Origin of the sequence: Pseudomonas sp. TH37, assembly GCF_016650735.1 — a bacterium.
In the GTDB taxonomy this organism is placed as follows: domain Bacteria; phylum Pseudomonadota; class Gammaproteobacteria; order Pseudomonadales; family Pseudomonadaceae; genus Aquipseudomonas; species Aquipseudomonas farris.
The window spans coordinates 1-15,021 of record NZ_JAEKFD010000011.1 but is presented as its reverse complement, the minus strand read 5'-3'; the positions used below and the strand labels follow the sequence as shown (position 1 = coordinate 15,021).

At 59.8% G+C, this 15,021-nt stretch carries 11 protein-coding genes; 10 read left to right on the top strand and 1 reads right to left on the bottom strand.

Translation table 11 applies throughout. The annotated features are described in order from the left end of the window. Positions 1-186 precede the first annotated feature (186 nt). From lptF to pdxJ, 8 genes are all read left to right on the top strand, one after another. Positions 187-1,305 carry an LPS export ABC transporter permease LptF gene (lptF, locus tag JFU11_RS23510; protein WP_123719442.1) on the top strand — a complete coding sequence of 373 codons (1,119 nt, stop codon included), beginning with the start codon at positions 187-189 and terminating at the stop codon, positions 1,303-1,305. Further along, positions 1,298-2,359, top strand: coding sequence for an LPS export ABC transporter permease LptG (gene lptG, locus JFU11_RS23505; protein WP_123719441.1), 1,062 nt, complete (start codon positions 1,298-1,300; stop codon positions 2,357-2,359). Before lptF ends, lptG begins: the two co-directional genes overlap by 8 nt. Positions 2,360-2,530: 171 nt before the next feature. After that, positions 2,531-4,330 carry a translation elongation factor 4 gene (gene lepA, locus JFU11_RS23500; RefSeq protein ID WP_038981674.1) on the top strand — a complete coding sequence of 600 codons (1,800 nt, stop codon included), beginning with the start codon at positions 2,531-2,533 and terminating at the stop codon, positions 4,328-4,330. Between the two features lie 5 nt (positions 4,331-4,335). After that, entirely contained in the window at positions 4,336-5,190 is an 855-nt protein-coding gene (gene lepB / locus JFU11_RS23495) for a signal peptidase I (protein ID WP_123719440.1), read from the top strand. A 184-nt stretch (positions 5,191-5,374) separates the two neighbouring features. Further along, a complete protein-coding gene (gene rnc, locus JFU11_RS23490; RefSeq protein WP_052966248.1) occupies positions 5,375-6,064 on the top strand; it encodes a ribonuclease III in 690 nt (229 codons plus the stop codon). Beyond that, positions 6,057-6,959 (top strand): GTPase Era, encoded by a 903-nt coding sequence (gene era, locus JFU11_RS23485; protein WP_123719439.1) that lies wholly within the window; start codon positions 6,057-6,059, stop codon positions 6,957-6,959. The genes rnc and era overlap by 8 nt, the downstream gene beginning before the upstream one ends. A 171-nt stretch (positions 6,960-7,130) precedes the next feature. Then, positions 7,131-7,820 carry a DNA repair protein RecO gene (gene recO / locus JFU11_RS23480; RefSeq protein WP_123358192.1) on the top strand — a complete coding sequence of 230 codons (690 nt, stop codon included), beginning with the start codon at positions 7,131-7,133 and terminating at the stop codon, positions 7,818-7,820. Between the two features lie 98 nt (positions 7,821-7,918). Continuing rightward, positions 7,919-8,665 (top strand): pyridoxine 5'-phosphate synthase, encoded by a 747-nt coding sequence (gene pdxJ, locus JFU11_RS23475; RefSeq protein WP_201062258.1) that lies wholly within the window; start codon positions 7,919-7,921, stop codon positions 8,663-8,665. 128 nt (positions 8,666-8,793) lie between these two features. Here the strand turns inward: pdxJ and mltF are convergent, their stop codons facing one another. Beyond that, on the bottom strand, positions 8,794-10,254 hold the full coding sequence (gene mltF, locus JFU11_RS23470) for a membrane-bound lytic murein transglycosylase MltF (protein WP_201087480.1): 1,461 nt from the start codon (positions 10,252-10,254) through the stop codon (positions 8,794-8,796). A gap of 274 nt (positions 10,255-10,528) precedes the next feature. On the opposite strand from mltF, the gene purL reads away from it, so the two are divergent. Further along, positions 10,529-14,425, top strand: coding sequence for a phosphoribosylformylglycinamidine synthase (gene purL, locus JFU11_RS23465; protein ID WP_201062256.1), 3,897 nt, complete (start codon positions 10,529-10,531; stop codon positions 14,423-14,425). Positions 14,426-14,430: 5 nt separating this feature from the next. Then, positions 14,431-14,742: a YqfO family protein gene (locus JFU11_RS23460; RefSeq protein ID WP_038981681.1), complete on the top strand. Its 312-nt coding sequence runs from the start codon at positions 14,431-14,433 to the stop codon at positions 14,740-14,742. Positions 14,743-15,021 lie beyond the last annotated feature (279 nt).

Here is a 15,021-nt window from a genome sequence, read left to right as displayed (position 1 = left end):
TACCGGCGCCTGACAACCCTCGGTCGTGCGAACTTCGGTGGTTCAGGTGTCTGCTTGAGCGTGCGCAGTGACAGGCGCACCCAATCACAGGATAATGCGCCATCTTTTTCGGCGGCTCTGCTCTGCGGGCCGACCGATACGTTTGTTTGTTTGGCCGCTTAGCCTGACAACCCTGGAGTGTCTGGTTTGATTGTCTTCCGTTATCTATCCCGCGAAGTCCTGTTGACCTTGAGCGCCGTCAGCGCCGTGCTGCTGGTCATCATCATGAGCGGACGCTTCATCAAGTACCTCGCCCAGGCGGCCTCTGGCCTTCTGGATCCGGGTTCGCTGTTCCTGATCATGGGTTTCCGTCTGCCGGGTTTCCTGCAGTTGATTCTGCCTTTGGGGCTGTTTCTCGGCATCCTGCTGGCCTACGGTCGTCTGTACCTCGACAGCGAAATGACCGTGCTGTCCGCCACTGGCATGAGCCAGCAGCGACTGTTTCGCATCACCCTGTTTCCGGCCACGCTGGTTGCGCTGGTGGTGGCATGGTTGAGCCTGAGCCTGGCGCCACAGGGTGCCAACCAGTTCCAGTTGCTGCTGAACAAACAGGACGCACTGACTGAATTCGATACCCTTGAGCCAGGCCGCTTCCAGGCCTTGCGCGACGGCACTCGAGTGACCTACACCGAACAACTGTCGGATGACCGCATCAACCTTGGCGGCGTATTCATTTCGCAGAAGAACATCAATTCCGATAAGAAGGATCGTGGAATTTCCGTGTTGGTGGCCGAGAAGGGGCGCCAGGAAATTCGCCCCGACGGTAACCGCTACCTGATTCTCGACAACGGCTACCGCTACGACGGTAATCCGGGTCAGGCCGATTACCGCGCCATCAAATACGACGAGTACGGCGTATTGCTGCCCAAGCCGGACGTCAGCGACGAAGTTACCGACCGCGATGCAATGACCACCAGCTCCCTGCTGGGCAATGATGACATCCGCTCGCGCACCGAACTGCAATGGCGTCTGTCTCTGCCGTTGCTGGTCTTCATCGTGACCCTGATGGCGGTGCCGCTGTCGCGGGTCAACCCGCGTCAGGGCCGTTTCCTCAAGCTGCTGCCGGCGATTCTTCTTTATATGGCTTACCTGACCATCCTGATTGCCGCTCGCGGCGCCCTCGAAAAGGGCAAGATCCCGGCGGCATTGGGCTTGTGGTGGGTACATGCGATCTTCCTGGCCATTGGCCTGGGCTTGCTGTACTGGGAGCCGCTGCGCTTGAAAATGGCGAGTCGCCGCAGCGCGCTGGAGGTGGCCCGTGGATAAGCTCGATCGCTACATCGGTAGCAGCGTATTCGTCGCGATCCTGGCAGTGCTGGGGATCATCCTCGGTCTGGCAACGCTGTTTGCCTTCATCGATGAGATGAGTGAGGTCAGCGATACCTACACGCTGATGGATGTCCTGAGCTACGTGCTGCTGACCGCTCCACGCCGTCTGTACGACATGTTGCCGATGGCGGCGCTGATCGGTTGCCTGATCGGCCTCGGCAGTCTGGCCAGCCACAGTGAACTGACCATCATGCGTGCTGCGGGCGTGTCGCTGGGGCGGATAGTCTGGGCTGTCATGAAGCCGATGCTGCTTTTGATGGTGGTGGGGTTAGTGATTGGCGAGTACGTCGCGCCGGCCACGGAAGTCACCGCTCAGGCCAACCGCTCGCTGGCCCAGGGCAGTGGCGACGCGCAAAGCGCCAAGCACGGTCTGTGGCACCGGCAGGGTGACGAGTTCATTCACGTCAACTCTGTGCAACCCAATGGTCTGCTGTACGGCGTGACCCGTTATCGCTTCGACGATCAACGCCACATGCTGTCTTCGAGCTTCGCCAAGCGCGCGGAATTCGACACGGATCACTGGCAACTGAGCGATGTCACGACCACGTTGTTCCATGAAAAGAACACCGAAGTGGTGACAATTCCGGAGGAGCGTTGGGAAGTAGCCTTGAGCCCGCAACTGCTGAGCACCGTGGTGATGGCGCCTGAATCACTGTCGATCACCGGTCTGTGGAGTTACATCCACTACCTGGCTGACCAGGGTTTGAGCAATGGTCGTTACTGGCTGGCATTTTGGGTCAAGGTGTTGCAGCCGCTGGTGACCGCCGCATTGGTGCTGATGGCGATTTCCTTCATCTTCGGCCCGCTGCGTTCGGTGACCCTCGGTCAGCGGGTCTTTACCGGTGTGCTGGTGGGCTTCACCTTCCGCATCGTCCAGGATTTGTTGGGGCCTTCGAGCCTGGTATTCGGTTTCTCGCCGCTGTTTGCGGTGCTGGTACCGGCCGGTGTCTGTGCCCTGGCCGGGGTCTGGTTGTTGCGCCGGGCTGGTTGATCGCGGGTTATTCCCGATGTGGCTTGTCACTCAAAACGCCCCTGTCGCAAGACCGGGGCGTTTTTGTACGCGCCGTCTGACCTGCGAACGTGACGCTTGCGCCGTGGATCAGGTACAATTCCCGGCTATTTTTCGGCGGGCTATGCCTGCAGCCTTTTTGAGTGTTGATCCGTGAGTGATTTGAGTCATATCCGCAATTTCTCCATCATCGCCCACATTGACCATGGCAAGTCGACGCTGGCCGATCGCTTCATCCAGATGTGCGGCGGCCTTGCCGAGCGCGAAATGGAAGCCCAGGTGCTGGACTCCATGGACCTGGAGCGTGAACGCGGGATCACCATCAAGGCCCACAGCGTCACCCTTTATTACACCGCTCGCGATGGCATCAAGTACCAGCTGAACTTCATTGATACCCCCGGCCACGTTGACTTCACCTACGAAGTCAGCCGGTCGCTGGCGGCCTGTGAAGGTGCATTGCTGGTGGTCGATGCCGGTCAGGGCGTTGAGGCGCAGTCGGTTGCCAACTGCTACACGGCGATCGAGCAGGGCCTGGAAGTCATGCCAGTCCTGAACAAGATCGACCTGCCACAGGCCGATCCGGACCGCGTCAAAGAAGAAATCGAAAAAATCATCGGCATCGATGCCACCGATGCTGTCGAGTGCTCTGCCAAGACTGGCCTGGGCGTCGACGAAGTGCTCGAACGTCTGGTTCACACCATTCCTGCGCCGACCGGCAACTACGAAGATCCGCTGCAAGCGTTGATCATCGACTCCTGGTTCGACAACTACCTGGGCGTTGTTTCCCTGGTACGCGTGCGTCACGGTCGTGTGAAGAAGGGCGACAAGATTCTCGTTAAATCCACCGGCAAGATCCACCTGGTGGACAGCGTCGGTGTCTTCAACCCGAAACACACCGCCACCGTTGACCTGAAGGCCGGCGAAGTGGGCTTCATCATTGCCGGTATCAAGGACATTCACGGTGCACCGGTCGGTGACACCCTGACCTTGAGCTCCACGCCAGACGTTGACGTGCTGCCAGGCTTCAAACGCATTCAGCCGCAGGTTTACGCCGGTCTGTTCCCGGTCAGCTCCGACGACTTCGAAGATTTCCGTGAAGCGCTGCAAAAGCTCACGCTCAACGACTCGTCCCTGCAGTACACCCCGGAAAGCTCCGACGCCCTGGGCTTCGGCTTCCGTTGCGGGTTCCTCGGCATGCTGCACATGGAAATCATCCAGGAGCGCCTGGAGCGCGAGTACGACCTGGACCTGATTACCACTGCGCCGACGGTAATTTTCGAGCTGTTGCTGAAAACCGGTGAAACGATTTACGTCGATAACCCGTCGAAGCTCCCGGACCTGTCGTCGATCGAAGACATGCGTGAACCGATCGTGCGGGCCAATATCCTTGTGCCGCAAGAGCACCTGGGTAACGTCATTACCCTGTGTATCGAAAAGCGTGGCGTGCAGCACGACATGCTGTTCCTCGGTACCCAGGTACAAGTGACCTACGATTTGCCGATGAACGAAGTGGTCCTCGACTTCTTCGACCGTCTGAAATCCACCAGTCGTGGCTATGCTTCGCTGGATTACCATTTCGACCGTTATCAATCAGCTAATCTGGTGAAACTGGATGTGCTGATTAACGGTGACAAGGTCGACGCCCTGGCGCTGATCGTGCACCGCGACAATGCGCACTACAAAGGTCGCCAGTTGACCGAGAAGATGAAAGAACTGATTCCGCGCCAGATGTTCGACGTCGCGATCCAGGCCGCCATCGGCGGGCAGATCATTGCGCGGACTTCCGTCAAGGCACTCAGAAAGAACGTATTGGCCAAATGCTACGGCGGTGACGTTAGCCGTAAGCGCAAGCTGTTGGAAAAGCAAAAGGCCGGTAAAAAACGCATGAAGCAGGTCGGTAACGTGGAGATTCCACAAGAAGCCTTCCTTGCAGTGCTCAGGTTGGATAGTTAGGTCCTATGTCACTAAATTTCCCGCTGTTGCTGGTCATCGCCGTGTTCGTCTGCGGCCTGTTGGCGTTGCTCGATCTGCTGTTCCTGGCGCCACGGCGCCGGGCTGCCATTAACTCTTACCAGGGTAGCGTCAGCCAGGCTGACATGGTGGTGGTCGAGAAACTGAACAAAGAGCCGCTGCTGGTCGAATACGGCAAGTCGTTCTTCCCGGTGTTGTTCATTGTGCTGGTGCTGCGTTCGTTCCTGGTGGAACCGTTCCAGATTCCTTCCGGCTCGATGAAACCGACCCTGGACGTCGGCGACTTCATTCTGGTGAACAAATTTTCTTACGGGATCCGCCTGCCGGTGATCGACAAGAAAGTCATCGAAGTCGGTGATCCGCAGCGCGGCGATGTCATGGTGTTCCGCTACCCGAGCGACCCGAACGTCAATTACATCAAGCGTGTGGTCGGCCTGCCGGGTGACCAGATTCGCTACACCGCTGACAAGCGTCTGTTCGTCAACGGTGAGTCGATTGCCGAACAACTGGTCGGCTCCGAGCCGGGCACGTTGGGCAGCGCAGAGCTCTACAAGGAAAAACTCGGCATCGCCGAGCACCTTATCCGCAAGGAAATGAGCCGCTACCGCGCAGCGCCGGATCGTTCGTGGACCGTGCCTGCCGGGCACTACTTCATGATGGGCGACAACCGCGACAACTCGAACGACAGTCGCTACTGGGATGATCCGACTATTCCCAAGGATCTGCTGGGCATGGTTCCCGACAAGAATATCGTCGGCAAGGCCTTCGCAGTCTGGATGAGCTGGCCGGAACCCAAACTCAGTCACCTGCCGAATTTCTCGCGGGTTGGCCTGATCAAGTAATCACACACGGCGCTGTTGAACACAGCGCCGAATGCATTTCTGGAGTCGGCATAATCGGCGACAGAAGCATGAAAACAACGATATTCAGGACGTTATTTTTGAACACAGCGTTAATTGTCCCAAGCCTGCGCCGCACCACGGCGATGGCGGTGGAATCCAGCCACGAACTCAGCGTGGGTAAACCGTGAGCGTCTCCTTAAGCCGTCTAGAGCGTCAGCTCGGCTACACCTTCAAAGACCAGGAGCTGATGGTCCTGGCCCTGACTCACCGCAGCTTTGCCGGGCGCAACAACGAACGCCTGGAGTTCCTCGGTGATGCCATCCTCAACTTCGTTGCTGGCGAGGCGCTGTTCGATCGCTTCCCGCTGGCCCGCGAAGGCCAGTTGTCGCGTTTGCGCGCCCGTTTGGTGAAAGGTGAGACCCTGGCCGTACTGGCCCGTGGTTTCGACCTGGGCGAATACCTGCGCCTGGGCTCCGGCGAATTGAAAAGCGGCGGTTTCCGTCGCGAGTCGATTCTGGCCGATGCCCTGGAAGCGCTGATCGGTGCGATCTACCTGGACGCCGGCATGGACATGGCGCGCGAGCGCGTGCTGGCCTGGCTGGCCGGAGAGTTCGAAGGCCTGACGCTGGTCGACACCAACAAAGATCCGAAAACCCGCCTGCAGGAATTCCTGCAGTCCCGTGGTTGTGAGCTGCCGCGTTACGAAGTGGTGGATATCCAGGGTGAGCCGCATTGCCGGACGTTCTTCGTCGAATGTGAAATCATCTTACTGAATGAAAAAAGCCGAGGTCAGGGTGTGAGTCGTCGTATTGCCGAACAGGTAGCGGCCGCCGCAGCACTGATTGCCCTGGGCGTGGAGAATGGCCATGACTGATTCAACCGCAACTCGCTGTGGCTATGTTGCCATCGTCGGCCGTCCGAACGTGGGCAAGTCCACGCTGCTGAACCACATTCTGGGTCAGAAGCTGGCGATCACCTCGCGCAAGCCGCAGACCACCCGTCACAACATGCTCGGCATCAAGACCGAAGGCGCCGTTCAGGCGATCTACGTCGACACCCCGGGCATGCACAAGGGCGGCGAAAAGGCCCTGAACCGCTACATGAACAAGACCGCTTCGGCGGCGTTGAAAGACGTCGACGTGGTGATCTTCGTGGTTGACCGCACCAAGTGGACCGACGAAGACCAGATGGTCCTCGAGCGCGTTCAATACGTGACCGGCCCGCTGATCGTGGCGCTGAACAAGACCGACCGTATCGAAGACAAATCCGAGCTGATGCCGCACCTGAGCTGGTTGCAGGAGCAGCTGCCGAACGCGCAGATCATGCCGATCTCGGCCCAGCACGGGCACAATCTGGACGCGCTGGAACGAGTGATCTCCGAGCACCTGCCGGAAAACGATCACTTCTTCCCGGAAGATCAGATCACTGACCGCAGCAGCCGTTTCCTCGCCGCCGAACTGGTGCGCGAGAAAATCATGCGCCAGTTGGGCGCCGAGCTGCCGTACCAGATCACCGTGGAAATCGAAGAGTTCAAGCAGCAGGGCAAAACCCTGCACATTCATGCGTTGATCCTCGTCGAACGTGACGGCCAGAAGAAAATCATCATTGGCGACAAGGGCGAGCGCATCAAGCGCATCGGCACCGAGGCGCGCAAGGATATGGAGCTGCTGTTCGACTCCAAGATCATGCTCAACCTGTGGGTCAAGGTTAAGGGCGGCTGGTCTGACGACGAGCGTGCGCTGCGTTCGCTGGGTTACGGCGATCTGTAAACCCGGTCTGCGCTGCACCGTAGAACCCTGTGGGAGCGGGCTTGCCCGCGATGAGGATGTAACATTCAGCAGAGATGTTGAATGTAAGTCCGCCATCGCGGGCAAGCCCGCTCCCACATTGGTTTTGGTTGTTTGTAGAACTGCGCTCCTTCATTGAGAACTGCGATTTCCATGTCCCCAACCCAGCCCATCGGCCAACCCGCCTACGTCCTCCACAGCCGCGCCTACCGCGAAAGCAGTGCGCTGGTGGATTTCCTTACGCCGCAAGGTCGGCTACGGGCGGTGTTGCGTAGCGCACGGGGTAAGGCCGGGACATTGGCGCGGCCGTTCGTGCCGCTGGAAGTCGAGTTCCGTGGTCGGGGTGAGTTGAAAAACGTCGGTCGCATGGAAAGCGCCGGTGTTTCCACCTGGCTCAACGGCGAGGCACTGTTCAGCGGCCTCTACCTCAACGAATTGCTGATTCGCCTGCTGCCCGCCGAAGACCCTCACCCCGCGGTTTTCGATCACTACGCCGCGACCTTGCTCGCCTTGGCCGAAGGCCGTCCATTGGAGCCTTTGCTGCGCTCCTTCGAATGGCGTTTGCTCGACGACCTCGGCTACGGCTTTGCGTTGAATGCCGACATCCATGGCGACCCCATCGCGCCGGACGGTCTCTATCGCTTGCAAGTGGATGCGGGCCTGGAGCGGGTCTATCTGCTGCAACCGGGTCTGTTCAACGGCATCGAGCTGCTGGCCATGGCCGATGCCGACTGGTCCGCGCCCGGTGCGCTGTCCGCTGCCAAGCGCCTGATGCGTCAGGCATTGGCCGTTCATCTGGGCGGTCGTCCTCTGGTCAGTCGCGAGTTGTTTCGCAAGCCATAGTTTCTCAAGCCATAGGAACTGTTGATGCTTGCGTCAACAGACCCAAGCTCCCCGTGTATGCTGTGCACCGAACTTTCCCTTATTTCAGGAGCGCTTCCGTGACCACCAGCAATCGCATTCTTCTTGGCGTGAACATCGACCACGTTGCCACCCTGCGTCAGGCCCGGGGCACTCGCTACCCGGATCCGGTCAAGGCAGCGCTGGACGCGGAAGAGGCGGGCGCTGACGGCATCACCGTGCACCTGCGCGAAGACCGTCGGCACATCCAAGAGCGCGATGTGCTGCTGCTCAAGGACGTGCTGCAAACCCGCATGAACTTCGAAATGGGCGTCACCGAAGAAATGATGGCGTTCGCCGAACGCATCCGCTCGGCGCATATTTGCCTGGTTCCGGAAACCCGTCAGGAGCTGACCACCGAAGGCGGTCTGGACGTGGCAGGGCAGGAGGCACGGATCAAGGCAGCGGTGGATCGCCTGGCGAAGATCGGCTGTGAAGTGTCGCTGTTCATCGACGCGGACGAGCGGCAGATCGAAGCGTCCCGCCGTGTCGGTGCGCCGGCCATTGAATTGCACACCGGGCGTTATGCGGACGCCGAGACGCCAACCGAAGTCGCTGAAGAGCTGAAGCGCGTGGCCGATGGCGTAGCATTCGGTCTGGCCCAGGGGCTGATCGTCAATGCCGGTCACGGCTTGCACTATCACAACGTCGAGGCTGTTGCGGCCATCAAGGGCATCAACGAACTGAACATCGGCCATGCGCTGGTGGCCCATGCGTTGTTCGTCGGGTTCAAGTCGGCGGTGTCGGAAATGAAGGCATTGATTCTGGCTGCCGCTTTGAAAGGCTAGATCGGCGGCGCTGCCATCGCGGGCAAGCCACGCTCCCACAGGTCCGAGTTGAACGACAATTATGTACTCGACGCGGACCTGTGGGAGCGTGGCTTGCCCGCGATGGCGTCTTTGAAGACGGCGAAGATTTAAAGCGGAGGGGTTTCCTGGCTCGGCTTGGTCTTGTCGACCCCCGGCACATGCAGGTTGCCCTCGGCGACCTGATTGCCTTCCAGCTGCGGCTGCGTGACCCACGTCAGGATGTCGTAGTAACGACGAATGTTCGCCACGAAGTGCACCGGCTCGCCGCCCCGGGCGTAGCCGTAACGAGTCTTGCTGTACCACTGTTTTTGCGACAGACGCGGCAGGATTTTCTTCACATCCAGCCACTTGTCCGGGTTCAACCCTTCCTTGGCCGCCAGTTTGCGCGCGTCATCCAGGTGACCGCTGCCGACGTTGTAGGCGGCCAGTGCGAACCACGTACGATCCGGCTCCTGGATCGACTCGTCCAATTGATCCTTCATATAAGCCAGGTACTTTGCGCCGCCCATGATGCTTTGCTTGGGGTCGAGGCGATTGGACACGCCCATGGCTTGCGCCGTGTTCTGGGTCAGCATCATCAATCCGCGCACGCCGGTCTTGGACGTGACCGCCGCTTGCCACAGCGATTCCTGATAACCGATTGCCGCCAACAAACGCCAGTCGACTTTCTCTTTCTTGGCGTATGTCTTGAAGTGTTGTTCGTACTTGGGCAGCCGTTGCTGCAGATGTTGGGCGAAGGTGTAGGCGCCCATGTAACCCAGCACGTCGACGTGCCCGTAATAGCGATCCTTGAGCCGTTGCAGGGTGCCGTTTTTCTTCACTTTGTCGAGATAGGTATTGATCTCGTTGAGCAGGCTGTTGTCTTCGCCGGCGGCCACGGCCCAGCTCTGATTGCTGGCGTCACCGAGATCAAAGGCGACCCGCACGTTGGGGAAGTACACCTGGTTCATCGCGACTTCGTTGGAATCGACCAGCGTCAGATCTATCTGAGCTTCGTCAACCATGCGCAGCAAGTCGACGACTTCGACCGCGTCGGACTCTTCGTATTCAATGCCGGGATATTTCTTTTTCAGCTCTGCCAATTGCTCGGCGTGGGTACTGCCCTTGAGCACCATGATCTTCTTGCCGACCAGATCGCCTGCGTCGGTCGGCCGTGACTGACCGTTGCGGTAGATGATCTGTGGGGTGACTTCGAGGTAAGAGTGGGAAAACCGCACCTGTTGTTTGCGTTGCTCGCTGCTGACCAGACCGGCAGCAGCCAGCACCGGGCCATTAGGCTTGCCCACCTGATTGAACAGGTCATCGAGGTTGTCGGCGGTTTCGATCTTGAGTTCCACCCCCAGATCGTCGGCGAAGCGCTTCACCAGCTCGTATTCGAAGCCGGTCTCACCGTTGCGATCCTGAAAGTAGGTGGCGGGACTGTTACGGGTGACCACCCGCAGCACGCCATCCTCCTTTACGCGCTCCAGCGTGTTGGGTTTATCAACACAGCCACTGAGCACCAGGAAGAGTCCGGTTGCGATCAGCCATTTGGCGTACCGCGGACGCAAAGCCGTTGGGGAAAACATCTGCGCAGTATACGCAAAGGACCACGAGCGCCATATCTCGACAGCGAAGGGCTTGTCTGCTAAGCAACTGAAAACCGCTCCGGAGCCCGCAGGAATGGGCCCGAGCGGTATTTTGTGACAGAAAAAATATCCCTCGGCACGCACCTGTTACAGGTCCGAAAACCCCGCCCGACGTTCGGGTATAGCCGCGCATACCGTTTCGGGTGCTGTCGCGGGCGGTTTAGGCTAGAATGCACGGCCTCAAAGCACACCCCTTCCCGAGGCTGTCCCGAAGATGTTGATCCTGCGCGGCGCTCCTGCCCTTTCTGCCTTTCGCCACAGCAAACTCCTTGAGCAACTGAGCCAGAAGGTTCCGGCTGTCAGTGGCTTGTATGCTGAATTCGCTCACTTCGCCGAAGTTACCGGCGTCCTGACCGGCGACGAACAGCAGGTGCTTGCGCGCCTTCTGAAGTACGGCCCAAGCGTTCCAGTACAAGAGCCAACCGGTCGTCTGTTTCTGGTGTTGCCACGTTTCGGCACTATCTCGCCGTGGTCCAGTAAAGCCAGCGACATCGCTCGCAACTGCGGCCTGACCAAGATCCAGCGCCTGGAGCGCGGTATCGCGTTCTACGTCGCCGGCCAGTTCAGCGATGCCGACGCGCAGCTGATCGCAGGCGCGCTGCATGACCGCATGACCCAGATCGTATTGGACAACCTTGAACAAGCCGCCGGCCTGTTCAGCCACGCCGAACCCAAGCCCCTGACCGCGATCGACGTGTTGGGTGGCGGCCGCGCCGCGCTGGAAAAAGCCAACACCGAACTGGGCCTGGCCCTGGCCGAAGACGAAATCGACTACTTAGTCAACGCCTTCGTCGGCTTGAAGCGCAACCCGCATGACATCGAATTGATGATGTTTGCCCAGGCGAACTCCGAGCACTGCCGTCACAAGATCTTCAACGCCAGTTGGGACATCGACGGTCAGAGCCAGGAAAAAAGCCTGTTCGGCATGATCAAGAACACCTATCAGATGCACAGCGAAGGTGTTCTGTCGGCTTATAAGGACAACGCCTCGGTAATCGTCGGCTCCGTTGCCGGCCGTTTCTTCCCGGACCCTGAAACCCGTCAGTACGGGGCGGTGCAGGAACCGGTGCACATCCTGATGAAAGTCGAAACCCACAACCACCCGACCGCGATTGCCCCGTTCCCGGGTGCGTCCACCGGTAGCGGCGGTGAGATTCGTGACGAAGGCGCAACCGGTCGCGGCGCCAAGCCCAAGGCTGGCCTGACTGGTTTCACCGTGTCCAACCTGCAAATCCCGGGCTTCGAACAGCCGTGGGAAGTGCCGTACGGCAAGCCTGAGCGCATCGTTACCGCGCTGGACATCATGATCGAAGGCCCACTGGGTGGCGCCGCGTTCAACAACGAATTCGGTCGTCCGGCCCTGACCGGCTACTTCCGTACCTTCGAACAATCGATCACCACCCCGCGTGGCGACGAAGTTCGCGGTTACCACAAGCCGATCATGCTGGCCGGCGGTATGGGTAACATCCGTGCCGAACACGTACAGAAAGGCGAGATCACCGTCGGCTCCAAGCTGATCGTGCTCGGCGGCCCGGCAATGCTCATTGGCCTGGGCGGCGGCGCTGCCTCTTCCATGGCCACCGGCACCAGCTCGGCGGATCTGGACTTTGCATCCGTACAGCGCGAAAACCCGGAAATGGAACGTCGCTGCCAGGAAGTCATCGACCGTTGCTGGCAGTTGGGTGACAAAAACCCGATCAGCTTCATCCACGACGTCGGCGCGGGCGGTCTGTCCAACGCCTTCCCGGAATTGGTCAACGACGGCAACCGTGGCGGTCGCTTCGAACTGCGCAACATTCCAAACGACGAGCCGGGCATGGCCCCGCACGAAATCTGGAGTAACGAATCCCAGGAACGCTACGTTCTGGCGGTGGGACCTGCGGACTTCGAACGCTTCCAGGCGATCTGCGAACGTGAGCGTTGCCCGTTTGCCGTGGTCGGCGAAGCCACTGCCGAACCGCAGCTTACTGTCACGGATAGCCACTTCGGCAACAGCCCGGTGGACATGCCGCTCGAAGTGCTGCTGGGCAAAGCCCCGCGCATGCACCGTTCGGCCGTTCGCGAAAACGAGCTGGGCGACGATTTCGATCCGTCGACCCTCGAGATCGCCGACTGCGTCGAGCGCGTTCTGCATCACCCGGCCGTGGCCAGCAAAAGCTTCCTGATCACCATCGGCGATCGCACCATCACCGGCCTCGTGGCCCGTGATCAGATGGTCGGTCCGTGGCAGGTTCCGGTGGCTGACGTTGCCGTCACCGCCACCAGCTTCGACGTCTACACCGGTGAAGCCATGGCCATGGGCGAGCGCACTCCGCTGGCTCTGCTGGACGCTCCGGCGTCGGGCCGCATGGCCATCGGCGAAACCCTGACCAACATCGCGGCGTCGCGCATCGCCAAAATCTCCGACATCAAACTGTCGGCGAACTGGATGTCCGCCGCCGGTCACCCGGGTGAAGACGCGCGTCTGTACGACACCGTGAAAGCGGTCGGCATGGAATTGTGCCCTGAGCTGGGCATCACCATTCCGGTAGGCAAGGACTCGATGTCCATGGCCACCCGCTGGAACGACGAAGGCGTCGACAAGACTGTCACTTCGCCGATGTCGCTGATCGTGACCGGTTTCGCGCCCGTGGCTGACATCCGTCAGACCATGACCCCGCAACTGCGCATGGACAAGGGCACCACCGACCTGATCCTGATCGACCTCGGTCGCGGTCAGAACCGCATGGGCGCTTCGATCCTCGCTCAGGTTCACGGCAAACTCGGCAAGCAGGCCCCGGACGTCGATGACGCCGAAGACCTGAAAGCCTTCTTCGCTGTGATCCAGGGCCTCAACGCCGACGGTCACTTGCTGGCTTACCACGACCGTTCCGACGGTGGTCTGCTGACCAGCGTGGTGGAAATGGCCTTTGCCGGCCACTGCGGTCTGAGCCTGAACCTCGACGGTCTGGCAGAAACCTCCGCCGACATCGCCGCGATCCTGTTCAACGAAGAACTGGGCGCTGTGATCCAGGTTCGCCAGGACGCCACTCCAGACATCCTCGCGCAGTTCAGCGCAGCTGGCCTGAGTGACTGCGTTTCGGTGATCGGTCAGCCAATGAACAACGGCCAGATCAACATCACCTTCAACGGCGACACCGTGTTCGAAGGTGAGCGTCGTCTGCTGCAACGTCAGTGGGCCGAGACCAGCTACCAGATCCAGCGTCTGCGTGACAACGCCGACTGCGCCGAACAAGAGTTCGACGTGCTGCTGGAAGAAGACAACCCGGGCCTGAGCGTCAAGCTCAGCTACGACGTCAACCAGGATGTCGCCGCGCCTTACATCAAGAAAGGCATCCGCCCACAGGTTGCCGTGCTGCGTGAGCAGGGCGTCAACGGTCAGGTGGAAATGGCGGCCGCGTTCGACCGCGCCGGTTTCAACGCGATCGACGTGCACATGAGCGATATTCTGGCCGGCCGTGTCGACCTGAACGAGTTCAAAGGTCTGGTGGCTTGCGGCGGTTTCTCCTACGGCGACGTACTGGGTGCCGGTGAGGGCTGGGCCAAGTCCGCGCTGTTCAACAGCCGTGCTCGCGATGCCTTCCAGGGCTTCTTCGAACGTAACGACAGCTTCACCCTCGGCGTGTGCAACGGTTGCCAGATGATGTCCAACCTGCACGAGCTGATCCCGGGCAGCGAGTTCTGGCCGCACTTCGTGCGTAACCGTTCCGAGCAGTTCGAAGCTCGCGTGGCGATGGTACAGATCCAGGACTCGAACTCGATCTTCCTGCAGGGCATGGCCGGTTCGCGCATGCCGATCGCCATCGCACACGGCGAAGGCCATGCCGAATTCGCTAGCGAAGAAGCGTTGCTGGAAGCTGATCTGTCGGGTTGCGTGGCAATGCGTTTCGTCGACAACCACGGCAAGGTCACCGAAAACTACCCGGCCAACCCGAACGGCTCGCCGCGCGGGATCACCGGTTTGACCAGCCGTGACGGTCGCGTGACCATCATGATGCCGCACCCGGAGCGTGTATTCCGCGCCGTGCAGAACTCGTGGCGTTCGGAAGACTGGAACGAAGACGCACCTTGGATGCGTATGTTCCGTAATGCTCGCGTGTGGGTTAACTAAGCGCCGTGTACAAGCTCAGTTTTTTTGTTCCGGCCAGTCATGTCGAGGTGGTCAAGAGTGCTGTGTTCGCTGCCGGTGGTGGGCGGATCGGGGCTTATGATCATTGTGCGTGGCAGGTGTTCGGGTTGGGTCAGTTTCGTCCACTGGATGGCAGTCAGCCGTTCATTGGCGAAGCGGGGCAGGTCGAGCAGGTTGAGGAATGGAAGGTTGAGCTTGTGGTCAGCGATGAGTTGATTCGGGCGGTGGTGGTGGCTCTGAAAGAGAGCCATCCCTATGAAACGCCGGCTTACGAGGTGTGGCGGTTGGAAGATTTCTGATCTTCCTGGTCGCTGAAATGAGAAACCCGCTGAAAGTGATTTCAGCGGGTTTTTTATTGGCTGCGATTTAGGGCGTGGCGGCCTTAGGGCCGACCAGGTTCTTGTTGGTTGAGTACATATCCATTGCTGCGGTAACGGCGGCTTATGGTTTCGCCCTTACGGCGCCTCCCTTTGGCAAACGCCCCAAAGGAAGCAAAGGTCTTCGCCCCAAGCGTCCGGCCCCTCGCTAAGGCTCGGCGTTCCTTCGCTCCGGTATCCATCTGGGGGCATCGCCCTACG

Bases quoted from the DNA above. Each gene is read 5' to 3' on its own strand.
- mltF (WP_201087480.1), bottom strand. From the start codon at position 10,254: ATGTTTTCCCCAACGGCTTTGCGTCCGCGGTACGCCAAATGGCTGATC.
- purL (WP_201062256.1), top strand. From the start codon at position 10,529: ATGTTGATCCTGCGCGGCGCTCCTGCCCTTTCTGCCTTTCGCCACAGC.
- era (WP_123719439.1), top strand. From the start codon at position 6,057: ATGACTGATTCAACCGCAACTCGCTGTGGCTATGTTGCCATCGTCGGC.
- lepB (WP_123719440.1), top strand. From the start codon at position 4,336: ATGTCACTAAATTTCCCGCTGTTGCTGGTCATCGCCGTGTTCGTCTGC.
- recO (WP_123358192.1), top strand. From the start codon at position 7,131: ATGTCCCCAACCCAGCCCATCGGCCAACCCGCCTACGTCCTCCACAGC.